Source organism: Granulicella aggregans (genome assembly GCF_014203275.1).
Classification (GTDB): Bacteria; Acidobacteriota; Terriglobia; order Terriglobales; family Acidobacteriaceae; genus Edaphobacter.
On the sequence record NZ_JACHIP010000004.1, the window covers coordinates 215,559 to 232,449 of the forward strand.

Below are 16,891 nucleotides of genomic sequence, written 5' to 3' on the forward strand. Positions count from 1 at the left end.
GGCGGCATAAGCCTTGCGAAGGCTGTTCGGGCCGGTCAGACACATCGTTTCAATTCATTTTTAAGGAGCACGAAAACATGGCAAAGGGAATGACCAAGACAGCACTCGTCCGCCACCTCGCGGAGAAGCTCGAACTCACCAACAAGCAGACCGCAGGCTTCCTCGAGCTGCTGGCCGAGACCGCCGTCAAAGAGACCAAGAAGAACGGCGAGTTCACCATCCCCGGTATCGGCAAGCTCGTCAAGGCAGACCGCAAGGCCCGCCTCGGCCGCAACCCTCAGACCGGCGAGCCGCTGAAGATCAAGGCCAAGACCGTGGTCAAGTTCCGCATCGCGAAGGTCGCGAAGGACACGATCGCTCCTGTCAAGAAGTAACTAAATCGAACGATCGGCGAGGCCCATCCTGGCTTGAGACAAGGTCTCAGGCGAGGGTGGGCGTTGCCACCTTCTCACCTTCCCTCTGATCCAACCACCCGAAACTCACACTTACTCCCATGATTGGGGGATACGCGGCAACATGCTCACTCGATAGACTTTTTTCGAGAAGGCAGGTTTATGCATATCCTTTCCTGGTTGGACCCGCGAACGCTGCTCGCATCGCAACTGCCGCTGGCCGCGGCGTTTGCCCTGGTGCTGCTTGCGATTCGCCGGACGTATCCGAACCCTCGCGGTTCGAACGCGCATGCGTATGGCTTCCTGCTCTGGGTTCCGGCGACGATGTTGCTGTTGGGACAGGGAGGGCTTCGCCCGTTTGCGTCGGTGGTGATTCCGAGCCTGATCTACATCTGCGCGTACATCATGATGTACCGGGGCACGATCAGCTTCTTTGAGAGCAAGGGAGCACTTTCGCTGGTCTATGATGCCGCTGCGGTCACGGCTGCAGTCGTGCTCTACTTCACGGCTGTCTACGATCTTGCTGTTCCGCGCCTGGTCGCGATGGCGGCCTTTGTCTCTCTCATACGGGGGATGATGGCCGTCGAGTTCTACCGCCGGTCGAACCGTAGTTTCCTGTTGCAGGTCCTGGCAGGCGTGCTGTGCTTCTCCGCCCTGGTGCCGCTGTGCTTCGCTGTGGGAGTGACTTGGCCGGTGATCTTGATGCAGGATGGAGCAGACCAGATTGCCTCCGTACATATGGCGCTGGAGACCCTCTCCGCGCTGGGCGATCTTGCCTTTCTCTGCTCCTCGGGACTGTTCGCAGTGCTGATGTTCCTGGCTGAGGTCGCACAGGCTATCAAGCAGCAAGGGCAGCTCGATCCAGTTACGGGTACGCTGAACCGCTACGGCATTGAAGACGCGCTGGACTCAGAGGTAGCGCGTAGCAGCCGGACACATAGCCCGGTCTCAGTGATGCTGATTGAGGTGGACCACTTCAAGTCGATCGCGGATACGCACGGTGCCGCCCGCAGTGTCGAGGCGCTGAAGACGGTCGTTAAGACGGTTTCGTCGATCCTGCGCTTCTACGACAAGTGTGGCCGCGTTGCTGAAGACAGGTTCTTTCTGCTGCTTCCGGAGAACGCCGCCGAACATGCGATGGTAATCGCGGGGCGCTTCCGTGAGGCGCTGAAGAGCCCGAGCCTGCCGCACGATCAGCCGGCCATTACGCTGAGCATCGGAGTCACGCAGTGCGCGTTCAAGGAGCCCGCTGGCGAGGTCTTTGCGCGTGCCGAGCTTGCCCTGCTGGAGGCTCGCCGCCAGGGGCGCAATGGCGCGTATCTGAAGCTCCCAAATCACGAAGACGTCGTGATCCCACATCCTGACCGGATCGCTAACAGGAGCCGAGTCGCCAAGCTCATCCGCTAACAGTGCAGAACTCGCGGATGTCCAGGTCTCCTCAAAAAAACTCGAGACCTGGTTTCTCTCCCCAGAAACGACCCGGAGCGCTCCGACCAAACAAGCGGATGCTCCAAGGAAGTGCCCCGGACCAAGATGTCCGGGGCATTTTTTCGTTTTGGGATGAGTCTCGTTGCTGGCTTGTCTTCATGGTCGAGGAGTATCGTGATTTGCACTCGGCTTTGACGAGCCAGACACTTCCCAAACAGGAGCCTCCAGCAAGTGATGCAGCCCAATCCTTCCCGTCGTGAACTGCTCCGCCTCTCCGCTCTTGCTGCTGCTGCCGGATGTACGGTCAGCCTGCCCCGCTTTGCCCTTGCTGCCCCAGTTGAGCATTTGACCTATGGCGTCCAACTCTTCATGGTGCGCGAACAGGCACCGAAGGACCTTGCGGGCGTCCTGAAGACGATTCACCAAGTGGGTTTCACGCAGATCGAGCTCTATCCGGTCGTCTATAACCAACCGGCAGGTGAGCTGAAGAAGATCGTTGCGGACTCAGGCCTCGGGCTGGTCTCGGCCCACTTCGACTACGCGGGGTTGGAAGAAAAGATAGCCTATGCGCACGACCTCGGCATCGAGTACATGGTCTGCCCCATGATTCCGCAGGAGCAGTGGAGTTCCACTGCCGGGTTTACCAAAGCTGCTGGGGACTTCAACCGCTGGGGCAAGCTTGCGAAGGACGCTGGCATGACCTTCGCCTTCCACAACCACTGCTATGAGTTCAAGCCGCTGGATGGTGGCGTGACGGGCTGGAACACGCTGATGTCGAAGACTGACCCGCATCTGGTGAAGTTGGAGTTCGATGTTTACTGGCTGACTCAGGCAGGACAGGACCCCGCTGCGATGCTGAAGCGGTATGCGGATCGGTTGGTCCTCTTCCATATGAAAGACCGGACCGTTGGAGCGCCGACTGGCTTTGCCATGGGTGCTGTGGCGGAGCACTTCACGGAACTTGGGACCGGCTCCATCGCCTGGCCGGAGCTGCTGAAGCAGGCCAAGCGGCAGGGAGTGAAGTATGCGTTTCTGGATCAGGATAAGACGAAGCCGCCGGTGTTCGAGAGCATGAAGGAGAGTTTTGACTATTTGAAGAAGCTGAATGTTTGAGGGTCTGGTGACACCCACCCATGGCCAAGTGCGAGCCATGGGTGGTGCACCCAGCCGGTTCCGGGGCTAAAGCTTGCTCCTGCTTCGTTTGCTCGTCTTGTTGCGTTCTGGGTGCGAACGTCTCCTAGACGGCGACGGCCTGGGGGGCTGGCAGAATCTCTGTGACATCGACTACCTGGCTAGGATAGATGCCGGTGTAGCAGGCGGTGCAGAAGCTGTCCTTTGTGAGGCCACCCTCTTTTTCGCCTAATGTACAGCTGTGCAAGAGGCCATCGTGGGAGAGGTAAGCTAGCGAGTCGGCTTCGATGAAAGCGCAGATCTGGGCGACCGTATTGTTGGCGGCGATGAGGTCTTTCGTGCTCGGGGTGTCGACACCGTAAAAGCAGGGTGAGATGGTGGGCGGACAAGAGATGCGCATGTGCACCTCGGTCGCTCCTGCGGCGCGCACCATACGGACGATTTTGCGACTTGTCGTCCCGCGGATGATGGAGTCGTCGACCAGGATGACGCGCTTGCCTTCGAGCAGGCTGCGGACCGGGTTCAGCTTCATGCGGACGCCGAAGTCGCGGACGCGCTGTTCGGGCTGGATGAAGGTGCGGCCGACGTAGTGGTTGCGGATGAGGCCGAGGTTGAAGGGGATGCCGGACTCGCTGGCATAGCCGATGGCGGCGGTCACGCCGGAGTCGGGGACGGGGACGATGAGGTCGGCGGGGACGCCTGACTCACGTGACAAGGTCCGGCCCATCTCTTCGCGGCTCTGCTGCACCCAGCGGCCGTAGATGCGGCTGTCGGGGCGGGCGAAGTATACGTGCTCGAAGACGCAGCTTGCCTGCTTCTCGTCGGTGTTGAAGTAGCGGCTGGTGACGCCGTCTTCGGAGACCATGACGAGCTCGCCGGGCTTTACGTCGCGCTCGTACTTGGCGTGGAGCAGATCGAAGGCGCAGGTCTCGGAGGCGAAGACGAAGGTGTCGGGAGCCCCATCGACGCCGGCGATGCGACCCATGGAGAGCGGGCGGAAGCCGTGGGGATCGCGTGCGGCAAAGATGCGATTGCGGGTCATCATGACGATGGAGAAGGCGCCATCGACCTGCGAGAGAGAGTCGGCGATGCAGTCGACCAGCGTGGTCTCTTTCGAGTGAGCGATGAGCTGGATGATGATCTCGGAGTCCGAGGTGGTCTGGAAGATTGCGCCGTCGCGCTCGAGACGTTCCTTCGAGTTGCCGAGGTTGGTCAGGTTGCCGTTGTGGGCGATGGCGATGAGGCCCTTGGTGGACTCGACGGAGATGGGCTGGGCGTTGAGCAGCGCTGAATCGCCAGTTGTCGAATAGCGCGAGTGGCCGATGGCCATGTGGCCGGGGAGCTGGAGGAGGACGTCGTCCTTGAAGATCTCGGAGACGAGGCCCATGCCCTTGATGTCGTTGACGTTCTGGCCGTCGGCGCTGGCGATGCCGGCGGACTCCTGGCCGCGATGCTGGAGGGCGTAGAGGCCCCAGTAGGTGAGGCGGGCGGCGTCGGGATGGTTGTAGACGGCCATAACGCCGCACTCTTCTTTTAATTTGTCGAAAGGGGTTTCGTCGTCGTCGAGATCGAGGTCTGGACTTGTCATGCTTTGTGTTGCGGAGGATCTGATCTTTTCTTGCAGTGCTAATTCTATAAGTTCGCTCAAGCGAGCACCTCCGCTGCAAGCTGGGATTCAAGCGCATTCGAAAAGCTTTCGCCCAAATCCGAAAGAGCCGTACTGATGGCGGTCTCGCGTTCCCAGCGAATCTCAACACGACCTGAAACTGTCTCCCCGATCGGGAGCGCCACATAGAAGGAAGAGTTTTGCTCGATGCGCTTGGTAACCTCATCAGCATTCTCTGGCGAGCACGTGATGAGAATCGAACCTGCGTGTTCGATGAAGAGAGCTTCGGTGGCGCTCTCGTCTCCTCCATCTGAGTGAAGCCAAACTTCCGCACCGATTTGGTTATCGAAGGCTGCTTTCGCAATGGCTGTTGCAAGTCCGCCACTGCCGATGTCAGCCAGCGAGTGGACTAGGCCACTCTGCGAAAGGTCCTGTAGGAGTTGGTTGCAGTAAGCGGCTGCATTCACATTGAGCAAGGGAGGAGTGCCGTACATCACTCCGAGAACTTCTTTTGCAAATTCGGAGCTTCCAAATTCCCGACGCCACAAATCGCTCTGCTGATTGAATTGAGCGACGATGATGCGATCGCCGACGTTCTGAAACCCGCTCGGCACAGCCTTGGTCACGTCGTCCAGAATGCCGACTACGCCTAGGACTGGGGTGGGATAGATTCCTTCGCCCTTGGTCTCGTTGTAGAGGGAGACGTTGCCGCCGGTGATCGGCGTACCAAGCGCTGTGCAAGCTTCGGCGATACCGTCGATGGCGGCGGAGAGCTGCGCCATAATCTCCGGCTTTTCGGGATTGCCGAAGTTCAGGCAGTTCGTGGCGGCGACCGGAGTTGCTCCGGTGCAGGCGACCTTGCGTGCGGCTTCGGCGACGGCGTGCATCGCGCCGAGTTTGGGGTCGAGGTAGGTCCAGCGGCCGTTGCCTGCTAGGGCCATTGCCAGGCCGCGCTCCGGCTTGGCTGCCCACGCCTCAGAAGCGCCTGCGGGGTCGGCTTCCATGGCGGCTTCGCCTTCTGGGGTGGACTCTGCGATGAGCTCGGCTACCTTCTCGAGGAAGCTGTGCTTCTGCGCACCGCCGGTACCCTTGATGCGCATCACGCCGGCTTCGCCGCCGGGGCCCTGCACGGTGTTGGTCTGGACCATGGAGTCGTACTGCTCGAAGATCCAATGCTTGCTGCAGATGTTCGCGCTGGCGAGGAGCTTCTTCAGGTCGGCGGTGTAGTCGCGGGGTTTCTTCAGCTCTTCGAGTACCCATGCCGGAGGGTCGAGGGGAACGGGGGCCTTCCAGGCGCCTACAGGCCGGTGGTAGACCGGGGCGTCGTCGGTGAGTGCCTTGTTGGGGATCTCGCAGACCAGTTCGCCATGGTGGGTGACGCGCATGGTGTCGTCGGCGGTGACGATGCCGACGATGGAAGCGTCGAGGCCCCACTTTTCGAAGACGCGCAGGACTTCGCCTTCGCGGCCCTTGTCGGCGACGAGGAGCATGCGCTCCTGCGACTCCGACAGCATGATTTCGTAGCTGGACATGCCGGTCTCGCGCTGGGGGACGAGATCGAGCTCGATGGTGAGGCCGAGTTCGCCGCGCGCGCCCATCTCGCAGGTGGAGCAGGTGAGGCCGGCTGCGCCCATGTCCTGAATTCCTAGAACCGCACCCGTCGCCATCGCTTCGAGGCAGGCCTCGAGCAGCAGCTTCTCGAGGAACGGGTCGCCCATCTGGACGTTGGGGCGCTTCTGTTCGGAGCCTTCGGTGAATTCTTCGGAGGCCATCGTCGCGCCATGAATTCCGTCTCTACCCGTTTTAGCCCCGACGTAGATGACCGGGTTGCCGACGCCGGTGGCCTTGGCGTAGAAGATCTCGTCGATCTTGACCAGGCCGAGAGCGAAGGCGTTCAGGAGCGGGTTGCCGGAGTAACACTCCTCGAAGCGCGTTTCGCCGCCGAGGTTGGGGACGCCGAAGCAGTTGCCGTATCCGCCCACGCCGTGGACGACGCCGGACATGGTCTGGCGGTTGCGGGCGTAGTCGATGCCTTCGGTCTTTCCTTCGAGCGGGCCGAAGCGGAGTGAGTCCATGACGGCGAGCGGGCGGGCGTTCATGGTGAAGATGTCGCGGAGGATGCCGCCGACACCGGTGGCCGCGCCCTGGTAGGGCTCGATGTAGCTGGGGTGGTTGTGGCTCTCGATCTTGAAGGCGCAGGCCCAGCCGTCGCCGACGTCGATGATGCCGGCGTTCTCGCCGGGGCCCTGGACGACGCTGCCGGGGCCGCTGGTGCGGGTTCCCTTGGTCGGGAGGCGCTTCAGGTGGACGCGGGAGGACTTGTAGGAGCAGTGCTCCGACCACATGACGGAGAAGATGCCGAGCTCGGTGAGCGAGGGCGTGCGGCCCAGCGCTTTTTCGATGCGGGCGTACTCGTCCGGGGTGATGCTGTGAGTCTTTAGCAGCGCCGGGGTGATGGTGGCGGGCGAGGGGAGTGCGATTGCTTGCTGAACGTCCAGATTGGCCATGGGTCGCTAATAGATTGTCGCATGGCTGTAATAAACCGCGGTGATCAGAAGATAGGAACCTTCCTTCTCCGGGTGGAGAGGATATGCTGATCGGATACCAGACAATTTTCGCTCCGGAGGGCGCATGTCCCAGCCACGGCACCGTTTTCAGAGACCGACCGCATTGTTTCTTGTGCCGATGATGACGATCTGCGCTTCGGCTGCCGTTGCGCAGAAGGCCGAGGAGCCGGTGCGCGCGAAACATGCCATGGTGGTCAGCATTCAGCATGATGCTGCTGACGCCGGGGTGGCGATGCTGAAGGCTGGTGGCAATGCTGTGGACGCGGCGGTAGCCGTCGGATTCGCGCTGGCTGTGACGTTTCCGCAGGCTGGAAATCTGGGCGGCGGAGGGTTCATGCTGATCCGCGATAAGTCGGGGCAGGCGCACTTTCTCGATTACCGGGAGCGGGCTCCGGAGGCGGCGACTGCGGACATGTATCTCGACGCGCAGAAGAACGTTGTGCCGGGGCTGTCGACGCAGGGGATCAAGGCTAGTGGGGTTCCGGGCTCGGTGGCTGGGCTGGTGTATGCGGAGAAGACCTATGGCAAGCTGACGCTCAAGCAGGTGATGGCTCCGGCGATCACGCTGGCGAGCGAGGGATATGTTCTGACTGCGGAAGAGGCGAACAACTTCGTTGTGAACAAGGCGGCGGGGCGGCTTCCGGAGGCGAAGCGGATCTTTCAGCGCGATGGCAACCTGTACAAGGAGGGCGACCGGTTCGTTCAGCCGGAGCTTGCGAAGACGCTGGCGCGGATCGTGGCTGATCCTGACGATTTTTATAAGGGAGAGATCGCGGGGAAGCTCGCCGATTACTTTCAGCAGAATGGCGGCCTGATCACGCGGAAGGATCTTGCCGCCTACAAGGTGGAGGACCGCAAGCCGTTGACGGGAAGCTATCGCGGATACGACATTGTGACCGCGCCGCCGCCTTCTTCGGGCGGAATCGTGCTGCTGGAGACGCTGAATATTCTTTCGGGCTATGACCTTTCGAAGATGGGCGACCGGTCGCCGCAGCAGGTCCATCTGCTCATCGAGGCGTTTCGGCGGACGTACATGGACCGCAACGATTATCTGGGCGATCCAGCGTATGTCTCGATGCCGCTGAAGCAGATGGCCGACCCGGCTTACGCGGAGGCGTGGCGGAAGACGATCGATCCGCTGAAGCCTACGCCGTCGAAGGAACTGGTGCGGCCTGCGGGTTTCCTGCCGCCGGTGCCGACGGTTGCTACCGGGCATGAGTCGACGGAGACGACGCATTTTTCTGTTGTCGACAAGGATGGGAATGCGGTCTCGAGTACCTACACGCTGAATGGGCTCTTTGGGTCGGGCGTGGTGGTGCCGGGGCTCGGGTTTGTGATGAATAACGAGATGGACGACTTCGCTTCGAAGCCGGGTACGCCGAACATGATGGGGCTGGTGCAGGGCGTGGCGAACGGGATTGTTCCGGGCAAGCGGCCGCTGAGCAGCATGACGCCGACGATGCTGTTGAAGAAGGGAAAGATCGCGCTGGTGCTGGGCTCGCCGGGTGGGTCGACGATCATCACCACGGTTATTAGCGACATTGTGAGCGTGGTGGATAACGGATTGAATATTCAGCAGGCTGCGGATGCTCCGCGCTTCCATAACCAGTTTCTGCCGGACAGGATCGACGTGGAGAAGAACTTTCCGCTTCCGCTGATCGATGAGCTGACGAAGATAGGCTACACAGTGAACCGCGCCGGCCAGTTCGACGAGAAGAACCCCGGCGTGTGGGGAGATAGCGAGATGATCGCGGTCGACCCGAAGACGGGAGAGTTGCTGGGGGCGGATGACCAGCGGCATCACTTTGGTAAGGCGGCTGGGTACTAAGGTATGAGGAAACCTGCATGATTGGCCCTGTATCTATCGATCACCTGGTCTTTCGAATCTCGTCGTTCGATAAGACCGAGCGTTTCTACAACGCGCTTCTTGGGCCACCCACATACCGTGATGAAGAGAGTCTCATGTACATCGTCGGTGGAACTCGCATCTTCTTTACGCTTGCCGTTGAGTCGGAGCTTGGAACATACGACAAAGAGAGCATCGGGCTAAACCACATAGCCTTCGGTGTCCGGAGCCTCGCAGAGCTTGAAGCAATGCAGGCTCAACGGGATAGCTCCGGGATAGAGAACAGCGGTATCAAAATTGATGAGTATGGACTGAAGGAATTCATATGGCTCGATGATCCAGATGGCCTGCGGGTTGAGTTCTATCTTCGTCCCGAGTAAATGGCCCTGGGTGAGATGTAGGACTCTTCGACTTTACGGTCACTATGAGCCCGTGAATCGCGCCGTTCAGGACGCCGATTCTAGAGGGTAGGAGCAACACCGGATTCGCGAAATAGATTTCGAACCGGTCGCAACCGTTCTTTGAGCGTCCTACGTCCCACCCATGCGATGGGACTGCATGGATGGGGCACCCGGATTTCGGCACCCGGTGGTCGATCCAGGGACGGGTTAGCTGCTGGGGCACCCGACCTGTTATGGCCGGTCAGGATCTCAGACGCCCACCACGCGAGTGAGCGTGAGGACGGCGATGTCGTCGTCCTGACCGAAGCGCTGGGCGGTGGCGGCGATCTCCGCAGCGGGTAGAGCGCTGATGGCGAGGGTCCGGTCGAAACCGAAGAGCTCCTGAGTCGTCGCGTCGCGGGCTTCGAGGACGCCGTCCGTGAGGAGGGTGAGGGTGTCGTCGGGTGCAAGCGTTAGCGCGGTCTTTTCATACACGGCTTCGGCGGTCAGGCCGAGCGGCAACGCTGCTTCGAGCACAAGTTCACGGCCGTTGAGATAGGGATTGAGATGGCCGGCGATGGCGATGTCGGCTTCTCCATTGGACCCGATGTGGACGGCGATCGCTGTGGTGAAACCTTTCGAGCGTCCAAGCAGGCGGCGATTGAGGCCGGTGAGGATCTCCGCTGGGTCGGTGGTGGTTTCGGCGAGGGTGCAGAGGGTTCCGACGAGCAGCGCCACGTTCATGGCGGCGGGAAGGCCCTTGCCGGAGACGTCGCCGAGCACCGCGAGAACGCCGCCGCTTTCGATGGGCAGGATCTGGAAGAAATCTCCGCCGACCTGCTGGGCGGGGTGGTAGACGGATTCAATGCGAAACCCGGGTATATTCGGCAGTTCATCAGGGATGAGGATCTGCTGAACGGTGCGGGCAGATTCAAGTTCCGCCTGGGTCTGCGCCTGGTCGCGCGAGACCTGGTTGTAGCGGAGAAAGATGAGCAGACCAATCGAGAGCAGGTACGGCACGGTGAAGACCGCTACGAAGCTGAACCGGACCAGACCGAGGTTCAACGATGGAAATGCAAAGCTGGGATCGTGCGTTTGCGCGATGATCTCAACCCCGAAAAAGAATCCAGACGCGTTGGCGAAGATGGTAGGGATTACAAGCAGCCCAGCTTCCCGGTTACCGTTGCGATAAGCGCGAACCAGGATCACCAAAACGAGGACCATGGCAGGCAGCGTGAGCGTGTTCTCGACCCATTCAAGCGTGCCGCTCGGAAACATGCCCAGAAATAGGAGGGTGTTGAAGGGAAGAGGAAGCAGGACGAGAACGGCTTGGTAGAGGCGAACAAGCCGGCCTGGCCTACGTCCGATAAAGCTGTAGATGAACTCGAGTTGGCTCGCAATAAAGAAGTAGGTGCAGGGATCTCCAAGGAAGACGTTCCATGAAAACGGTGCGCCACCATAGATGTCGACTGCCGGTATACCAGTCGTCAGGGCAAAGAACAGGAGCGTAAGCCCAAGCCAGAGATACTCCCGGTGCGCGGGCTGCTGATAGAAGAGAGCGAGGACAAGGAGCGCCGCAACGCTCATCGCGACGAGAATGCCAATGAGAACAACCATCTTCCCAACGCGGATTCCCTCATGAGCGCGGGCCGCAACTTCAATGGCTGCGGGACTGCCGATGGTGGCCTTGAAATCAAGGATGTCGCTGAACTCCGAATCATAGTTATGAGAGCGGACAGCCACTTCAACACTGTTCCGGCCGGAGCCGCTTGCTGTGCGAAGCGGAAAGATGAGTTCCTGACCCTTGCGCCAGCGAAGTGAGGAGAGGATGGGACCGCCGATTCGTTCGCCGTCGATGTAGATCTCGAAGGACCCTTGCGTGCCGATCAGAAGGAGATCGATGGGACCAGCTTGTGCGGGGAGTGCGATGCGCTTGCGAAACCAACGGGAGTGCCCCCTTAAGAGGTACTCGGGTGGATCGTTGCCGAAGGTAATCTGCTGCCAGGTCGAGTCGTCGAAGTTCGGAGCGGCGTAGGCAGGGTCATCGCCAAGGTGTACGCGCCAACCGTCGTCTTCGGGGACGAGGATTTGGGTGTTGAGTTCGGACTGGGACTCGGACTGGGACTCGGACTGGGCTCTTGCGGGGACGGCGACCACTGTCAGGGCAAGGAGGATCAGGAGAACGTTTCGCAAGGCTGCTCCGCGATTGCTTTGAAAGGGGCCGGTGGGGATGCTGCTGGAATGCTCCAGTCTAGCGCGGAGCGTTAGGGCGTTCCAGCTCATCTCGGTGAAGCTGAAGTATATGGGGTGCCCCACTGTGGTCTGGGACGGGTTCGTGGTGTAGCGGTTTATGCAGAAAGGCCTTATCCGAGCGTTGCGGGATCGTGCCGTTGAAAGAGCAGGCTGTTAGCCTAGAAGGTGATGCAGCCTGGAATCTCTACCCACGTATTTCTACAGCAGCGCCTGCACCCGGGCTTGCTGGACGCCATGGTTCGCGGCGGGGCGAGGACGATTGAGATCTTCGCCGCGCGCCACCACTTCGATTACGCCGATCGCTCCGTGGTGCGCGAGATTGCGCAGTGGTTCCGGTCAAACGAGGTCACGGCTACGCTTCACCAGCCGTTGTATGCGGATGCGCAGTGGAGCCGGCATGTTGCGCCCACGCTGAACCTGATCGATGTGGAGAAGTCGCGACGGATCGATGCAATGGACGAGGTGAAGCGGGCGATTGAGTCGGCGGAACAGATACCGTTCGGTGCGGTGGTGCTGCATCTCGGCGTACGCGAGGACCACTGGAGCGCGCGGTCGCTGGAGAACTCGCTTACGGCGATTGAGCACCTAAAGGCGTTTGCGCATCCGCTGGGAGTGAAGTGCCTTGTGGAGAACCTGCACAACGAAGTGGCTACGCCGGAACACATTCTCGAGGTGCTGAAGGTGGGGCACTTCGACAACGTCGGCGTCTGCTTCGATACGGGACACGCGCAGCTTTCGGAGATCGGGCTTGAGGGCTCGTTTGCGCTGCTGAAGCACCGCATTGGCGAGCTTCATGTGCATGACAACAACGGTGTGCGCGATGAGCACCTTTGGCCCGGTGCTGGCGGGATTGACTGGGCTGCGTTTTCACGTATCGCTGCGGAACTACCAGCCGGTGTTCCCGGCATTCTTGAAATCTCCCACGAGCTTGAAGAGACTGCTGAATCGGTGTCCGCAAAGGCGCGGACGGCGTACGATCTGTTTGAGAAAAATGCAGAAGCAGATTCCCTTCGGGAATGACAAACAAAAAATGGGCCAAACAAAGAGCAACCGCAATTTGTAACTGAAAGAGATGCACATGTCAGAATCTGTAACCGAAAAAGTAACATATCCGACAATCGCCACGCTGTCCGAGCATGAAGGCGAGACGATCATCCTTCGCGGCTGGCTATATAACCTGCGCGAAAGTGGCAAGCTGCTCTTCCCCATCTTCCGTGACGGTACGGGGACGATCCAGGGGATCGTGCCCAAGGCTGCTGTAGCGCCGGAGGTCTTCGACCGCATCAAGGGGCTTACGCTGGAGTCGAGCGTCATCGTGACGGGGAAAGTGCGCGCTGATAGTCGCGCTCCCAGCGGCTTCGAGCTTGATGTGCAGGATCTCGAGATCGTCCAGCAGGTCTCCGCCGAGACGCCTTTCCCGATCTCGCTGAAGGAGCACGGCGTTGATTTCTTGATGGAGCATCGGCACCTTTGGGTGCGTACGCCAAGGCAGTCGGCGATTCTGCGGGTTCGCGCGACCATTATGCGGGCTGCGGCGGAGTACTTCGATACGAACGGCTTCACGCGCACCGATCCGCCGATCCTGACGCCGAACGCTTGTGAAGGCACGAGCGAACTCTTCGAGATGGACTACTTCGATGACGGCAAGGCTTACCTGACGCAGTCCGGCCAGCTCTACATCGAGGCGACGGCGTTGGCGCTGGGTAAGGTCTATAGCTTCGGGCCGACCTTCCGCGCGGAGAAGTCGAAGACGCGGCGGCACCTGACGGAGTTCTGGATGATTGAGCCGGAGGTCGCTTACATCGAGCTCGATGGTTTGATGGAGCTGGCGGAGAACTTCATCTCGCACATTGTTGCTCGCGTGCTTGAAGGGCATCGGGCCGACCTGAAGGTGATTGGCCGCGACGTGACGAAGCTTGAGACGATCAAGGCGCCGTTCCCGAAGATCAGCTACGACGAGGCGGCGGCGATGCTTGCCGAGGCCTTCAAGGAAGGCAAGATCGAGAACGAGTTTGTTTACGGCAACGATTTTGGATCGCCTGATGAGACCTACATCTCCAGCCAGTTCGACCGGCCGGTGATGGTGCATCGCTATCCGGCGGCGTTCAAAGCGTTCTACATGCAGCCTGATCCTCTCGATCCGACCAAGGCGCTTTGCGTGGACGTGCTTGCGCCGGAGGGCTACGGGGAGATCATCGGTGGCAGCCAGCGCATCGACAGCTATGACCTGCTGAAGAGTCGCATTGAGGAGCATCATCTGCCGCTCGATGCGTTTCAGTGGTATCTCGATCTGCGGCGATACGGGTCGGTTCCTCATGCCGGTTTTGGTATGGGGATCGAGCGAGCGGTGGCTTGGATCTGTGGGTTGGATCATGTGCGGGAGACCATTCCGTTTGCGCGGACGTTGAATAGGATTTATCCCTAATGGCAAAGAAAAAACTCCGCATCGGCATTCTCTTTGGTGGGCGCTCCGGCGAGCACGAGGTATCGCTGCTCTCCGCTGCGTCCATACTCAAGGCGATCGATCGCAAGAAGTACGAGATCGTTCCGCTTGGCATAACGAAGCAAGGGCAATGGGTGCGCGACCTTGAGGCGCAGCATCTGCTGACTGGCGGGCCTGCGGCACCTGCTCTCAATCTGCCTACTGCGGACGATCCTGAGTTCGCCAGCGTGAAGGCGGTCATTCGCAGCGGGGAGGCATTGAGTATTCCTGAGCCTAAGCCGCATGTCGCGACGAGCTTCCAGACCATCGATCTTGTAGCCAGTGCGGATGCTGCCCTTGCGACCTCACCGGCAGAGACGAATGCTCTCGGTGTGGACCTGATCTTTCCCGTGCTTCATGGGACGTTTGGCGAGGACGGCACCATCCAGGGATTGCTGGAGCTTGCCGATGTGGCTTACGTTGGGTCGGGCGTGCTTGGTTCGTCCGCTGGGATGGACAAGGATGTGATGAAGCGGCTGTTCGTGGCTGCCGGCCTGCCGCAGACGCCGCATATCGCTCTCCTTCGCAGCGAGTGGAAAGCTGATGCGAAGCGCTGTACGAAGTTGATTGAGAAGTCTCTCGAGTATCCGGTGTTTGTGAAGCCGGCGAACCTTGGCTCTTCGGTCGGAATCAGCAAGGTGCATGATCGCAGCGAGCTTGCGGCAGCGATGGATTTGGCTGCCAGCTTCGACCGCAAGCTGGTGATCGAGCAGGGCGTGGGTGGGCCGGGAGCGAAGCCTCGGGAGCTTGAGGTGGCGGTGCTGGGCAACGATGCGCCGGAGGCTTCGGTGGTGGGCGAGATCGTGCCGGGGGCGGAGTTTTACGATTACAACGCGAAGTACCACTCGGATGCTTCGGTGCCGATTATTCCGGCTGAACTCTCCAAAGCTGAAGTGAAGCAGATTCGTGAGATGGCTATTGCGGCCTTCCGCGCGTGCGACTGCGCTGGGCTCGCTCGTGTTGATTTCCTGATGGAGCCGAAGCGCAAGGGACAGCCGGCGCGGATCTTCCTGAATGAGATCAACACCATGCCGGGCTTCACGAAGATCAGCATGTACCCGAAGCTGTGGGCGGCCTCTGGTTTGCCTTATAAGAAGCTGATCGACCGATTGATTCAGCTTGCTGTCGAGCGGCAGAAGGAAAAGGCGGAGACCAGCTTCAGCCGCGAGTAGCCTTGTGGTACTGCAGGGATGTCCGAAATTCGCGTACCCCAAGCGTGGGATAAAGCTTTCCGTCGGGGCGATCTAAGATCGCCGCTATGAGCGACGAACTGTATTCCATAGCGTGCCTGACGAAAGAGCAACGGGAAGAGATCGAGTTACTCGAGATGAAGGCCTGCATGGCTCTGCTTGATGACCAGATCGTACAGCTGCACCGGTTCAAGGAGTTCCACTCCGACCTTGAGATGGTGCACGAGCGGCCCAGGCAAGGTGAGGAGCTTCACGAACTGATGGCCTCGGTGACGAACGCCACGTTGCTTGCCCGGCAACTGAATGCGCGGGCCACGCAGACGCTGTTCGTCCGTACAAACAGCGGTGCCGCACACGCGAGCTAAAGAACGCGGCTGAACTTATAGCCGCCAGTGGTGAGCGCGTCCAAGAGCTCTTCGACCTGTTCGCGGCCGCGCGTCTCGAGCGTGATGTCGATGGTGGTGTCGCCGAGGTTCACGCCGTAGTAGGCGCGGTTGTAGAGGGTATCTACGATGTTGGCGCGATACTTCGCCATCAGGGCGGTGAGTTCCGCGAGCGCTCCGGGCTTGTCGAGCAAGTGGATGCGCAGGCGGATCATGCGGCCATCCTGCACGAGACCGCGCTCGATGATGCGGGAGAGTAGGGTGACGTCGATGTTGCCGCCGCAGACGAGAACAGCCGTGTGAGCCGGCAGCGAGCGAGCAGAGAGCGAAGTTTTTTTCTGCAGCAGTGCGGCAAGAGCCGCAGCACCCGCACCTTCGGCGAGCGTCTTCTCGCGTTCGAGCAGGACGAGGATGGAGGAGGCGATTTCGTCTTCATCGACGGTGACGATTTCATCCACATATTGCTGGACTACGGGAAAGTTCACTTCGCCTGCGCGGCGGACGGCGATGCCGTCGGCGATCGTGGTCGAAGGATCGATGGTGACAGGGTGGCCCTGTTCCATGGCGATCTGCATCGAAGGCAGGCGCGAGGTCTGCACGCCGATGACGCGGACGGAGGGTTTCGATTGCTTGATGGCGCAGGCAATTCCGCCGATCAAGCCGCCGCCGCCGATGGGCACTACGACTGCCTCAAGCTCGGGGATCTGTTCGAGCAGCTCGAGGCCGATGGTGCCCTGGCCGGCCATCACGGCTGGGTCGTCGAAGGCATGGATGAAGGTGAGGTTCTGTTCTGCCGAGAGCCGTGTCGCCTCTTCACAGGCTTCGTCGTAGTTCGCGCCGTGGAGCAGGACTTCCGCGCCGAAGTTTCGAGTCGCCGTCACCTTGACCAGCGGGGTTGCGAGAGGCATGACGATGAGTGCGCGGATGCCGCGCTTGGTTGCGTGGTAGGCGACGCCCTGGGCGTGATTTCCTGCGCTTGCGGCGATGACGCCACGGCTGGCCTGCTCCGGCGTCAGAAGGGCAATGCGATTGAGCGCGCCGCGCTCCTTGAAGCTGCCCGTCATCTGCAGGTTTTCGAGCTTGAGGTAAATCTCCTGCCCGGTCTGGGCGGAGAGCATCACCGAATGCGGACAGGGGGAGTAATAAATCGAGCCACGCAGCCGCTCCCGTGCTGCGAGGACGTCGTCTAGACCTATGCTGGTGGCTTCGGTGATCATCTTCCGATGTTACGTG

Annotated in this window: 13 protein-coding genes; 9 read left to right on the forward strand and 4 right to left on the reverse strand. The window is 60.3% G+C overall.

Annotated features, from left to right (window positions below):
- The first annotated feature begins 77 nt into the window (after window positions 1-77).
- From HDF16_RS14640 to HDF16_RS14650, 3 genes are all read left to right on the forward strand, one after another.
- Entirely contained in the window at window positions 78-374 is a 297-nt protein-coding gene (locus HDF16_RS14640) for an HU family DNA-binding protein (protein WP_184217885.1), read from the forward strand.
- A 180-nt stretch (window positions 375-554) separates the two neighbouring features.
- Window positions 555-1,799 carry a GGDEF domain-containing protein gene (locus HDF16_RS14645; protein WP_184217887.1) on the forward strand — a complete coding sequence of 415 codons (1,245 nt, stop codon included), beginning with the start codon at window positions 555-557 and terminating at the stop codon, window positions 1,797-1,799.
- 255 nt (window positions 1,800-2,054) lie between these two features.
- Window positions 2,055-2,933, forward strand: coding sequence for a sugar phosphate isomerase/epimerase family protein (locus tag HDF16_RS14650; protein ID WP_184217888.1), 879 nt, complete (start codon window positions 2,055-2,057; stop codon window positions 2,931-2,933).
- Between the two features lie 124 nt (window positions 2,934-3,057).
- Here HDF16_RS14650 and purF read toward each other — a convergent pair whose 3' ends face one another.
- Window positions 3,058-4,539, reverse strand: coding sequence for an amidophosphoribosyltransferase (gene purF / locus HDF16_RS14655; protein WP_184217890.1), 1,482 nt, complete (start codon window positions 4,537-4,539; stop codon window positions 3,058-3,060).
- A 56-nt stretch (window positions 4,540-4,595) separates the two neighbouring features.
- Window positions 4,596-7,064: a phosphoribosylformylglycinamidine synthase subunit PurL gene (purL, locus tag HDF16_RS14660; RefSeq protein WP_184217892.1), complete on the reverse strand. Its 2,469-nt coding sequence runs from the start codon at window positions 7,062-7,064 to the stop codon at window positions 4,596-4,598.
- A gap of 124 nt (window positions 7,065-7,188) precedes the next feature.
- On the opposite strand from purL, the gene ggt reads away from it, so the two are divergent.
- Window positions 7,189-8,952 (forward strand): gamma-glutamyltransferase, encoded by a 1,764-nt coding sequence (gene ggt, locus HDF16_RS14665; protein WP_246409119.1) that lies wholly within the window; start codon window positions 7,189-7,191, stop codon window positions 8,950-8,952.
- Window positions 8,953-8,969: 17 nt separating this feature from the next.
- On the forward strand, window positions 8,970-9,350 hold the full coding sequence (locus tag HDF16_RS14670) for a VOC family protein (RefSeq protein WP_184217894.1): 381 nt from the start codon (window positions 8,970-8,972) through the stop codon (window positions 9,348-9,350).
- A 270-nt stretch (window positions 9,351-9,620) separates the two neighbouring features.
- Here HDF16_RS14670 and HDF16_RS14675 read toward each other — a convergent pair whose 3' ends face one another.
- Window positions 9,621-11,543: a PP2C family protein-serine/threonine phosphatase gene (locus HDF16_RS14675; protein ID WP_184217896.1), complete on the reverse strand. Its 1,923-nt coding sequence runs from the start codon at window positions 11,541-11,543 to the stop codon at window positions 9,621-9,623.
- 228 nt (window positions 11,544-11,771) lie between these two features.
- Between HDF16_RS14675 and HDF16_RS14680 the strand changes: the two genes are divergently transcribed.
- The 4 genes from HDF16_RS14680 (at window position 11,772) to HDF16_RS14695 (ending at window position 15,640) form a co-directional block, all read left to right on the forward strand.
- Window positions 11,772-12,623, forward strand: a complete 852-nt coding sequence (locus HDF16_RS14680; protein ID WP_184217898.1) for a sugar phosphate isomerase/epimerase family protein — start codon at window positions 11,772-11,774, stop codon at window positions 12,621-12,623.
- Window positions 12,624-12,681: 58 nt separating this feature from the next.
- Window positions 12,682-14,028 (forward strand): asparagine--tRNA ligase, encoded by a 1,347-nt coding sequence (gene asnS / locus HDF16_RS14685; protein WP_184217900.1) that lies wholly within the window; start codon window positions 12,682-12,684, stop codon window positions 14,026-14,028.
- Window positions 14,028-15,257 (forward strand): D-alanine--D-alanine ligase family protein, encoded by a 1,230-nt coding sequence (locus tag HDF16_RS14690; RefSeq protein WP_184217902.1) that lies wholly within the window; start codon window positions 14,028-14,030, stop codon window positions 15,255-15,257. Before asnS ends, HDF16_RS14690 begins: the two co-directional genes overlap by 1 nt.
- An 86-nt stretch (window positions 15,258-15,343) precedes the next feature.
- Entirely contained in the window at window positions 15,344-15,640 is a 297-nt protein-coding gene (locus HDF16_RS14695) for a hypothetical protein (RefSeq protein WP_184217904.1), read from the forward strand.
- On the opposite strand, the gene ilvA is transcribed toward HDF16_RS14695, so the two are convergent.
- Window positions 15,637-16,875 carry a threonine ammonia-lyase gene (gene ilvA / locus HDF16_RS14700; protein ID WP_184217906.1) on the reverse strand — a complete coding sequence of 413 codons (1,239 nt, stop codon included), beginning with the start codon at window positions 16,873-16,875 and terminating at the stop codon, window positions 15,637-15,639. The genes HDF16_RS14695 and ilvA overlap by 4 nt on opposite strands.
- Window positions 16,876-16,891 lie beyond the last annotated feature (16 nt).

Bases quoted from the DNA above. Each gene is read 5' to 3' on its own strand.
- HDF16_RS14640 (WP_184217885.1), top strand. From the start codon at position 78: ATGGCAAAGGGAATGACCAAGACAGCACTCGTCCGCCACCTCGCGGAG.
- HDF16_RS14645 (WP_184217887.1), top strand. From the start codon at position 555: ATGCATATCCTTTCCTGGTTGGACCCGCGAACGCTGCTCGCATCGCAA.
- HDF16_RS14650 (WP_184217888.1), top strand. From the start codon at position 2,055: ATGCAGCCCAATCCTTCCCGTCGTGAACTGCTCCGCCTCTCCGCTCTT.
- purF (WP_184217890.1), bottom strand. From the start codon at position 4,539: ATGACAAGTCCAGACCTCGATCTCGACGACGACGAAACCCCTTTCGAC.
- purL (WP_184217892.1), bottom strand. From the start codon at position 7,064: ATGGCCAATCTGGACGTTCAGCAAGCAATCGCACTCCCCTCGCCCGCC.
- ggt (WP_246409119.1), top strand. From the start codon at position 7,189: ATGTCCCAGCCACGGCACCGTTTTCAGAGACCGACCGCATTGTTTCTT.
- HDF16_RS14670 (WP_184217894.1), top strand. From the start codon at position 8,970: ATGATTGGCCCTGTATCTATCGATCACCTGGTCTTTCGAATCTCGTCG.
- HDF16_RS14680 (WP_184217898.1), top strand. From the start codon at position 11,772: ATGCAGCCTGGAATCTCTACCCACGTATTTCTACAGCAGCGCCTGCAC.
- asnS (WP_184217900.1), top strand. From the start codon at position 12,682: ATGTCAGAATCTGTAACCGAAAAAGTAACATATCCGACAATCGCCACG.
- HDF16_RS14690 (WP_184217902.1), top strand. From the start codon at position 14,028: ATGGCAAAGAAAAAACTCCGCATCGGCATTCTCTTTGGTGGGCGCTCC.
- HDF16_RS14695 (WP_184217904.1), top strand. From the start codon at position 15,344: ATGAGCGACGAACTGTATTCCATAGCGTGCCTGACGAAAGAGCAACGG.
- ilvA (WP_184217906.1), bottom strand. From the start codon at position 16,875: ATGATCACCGAAGCCACCAGCATAGGTCTAGACGACGTCCTCGCAGCA.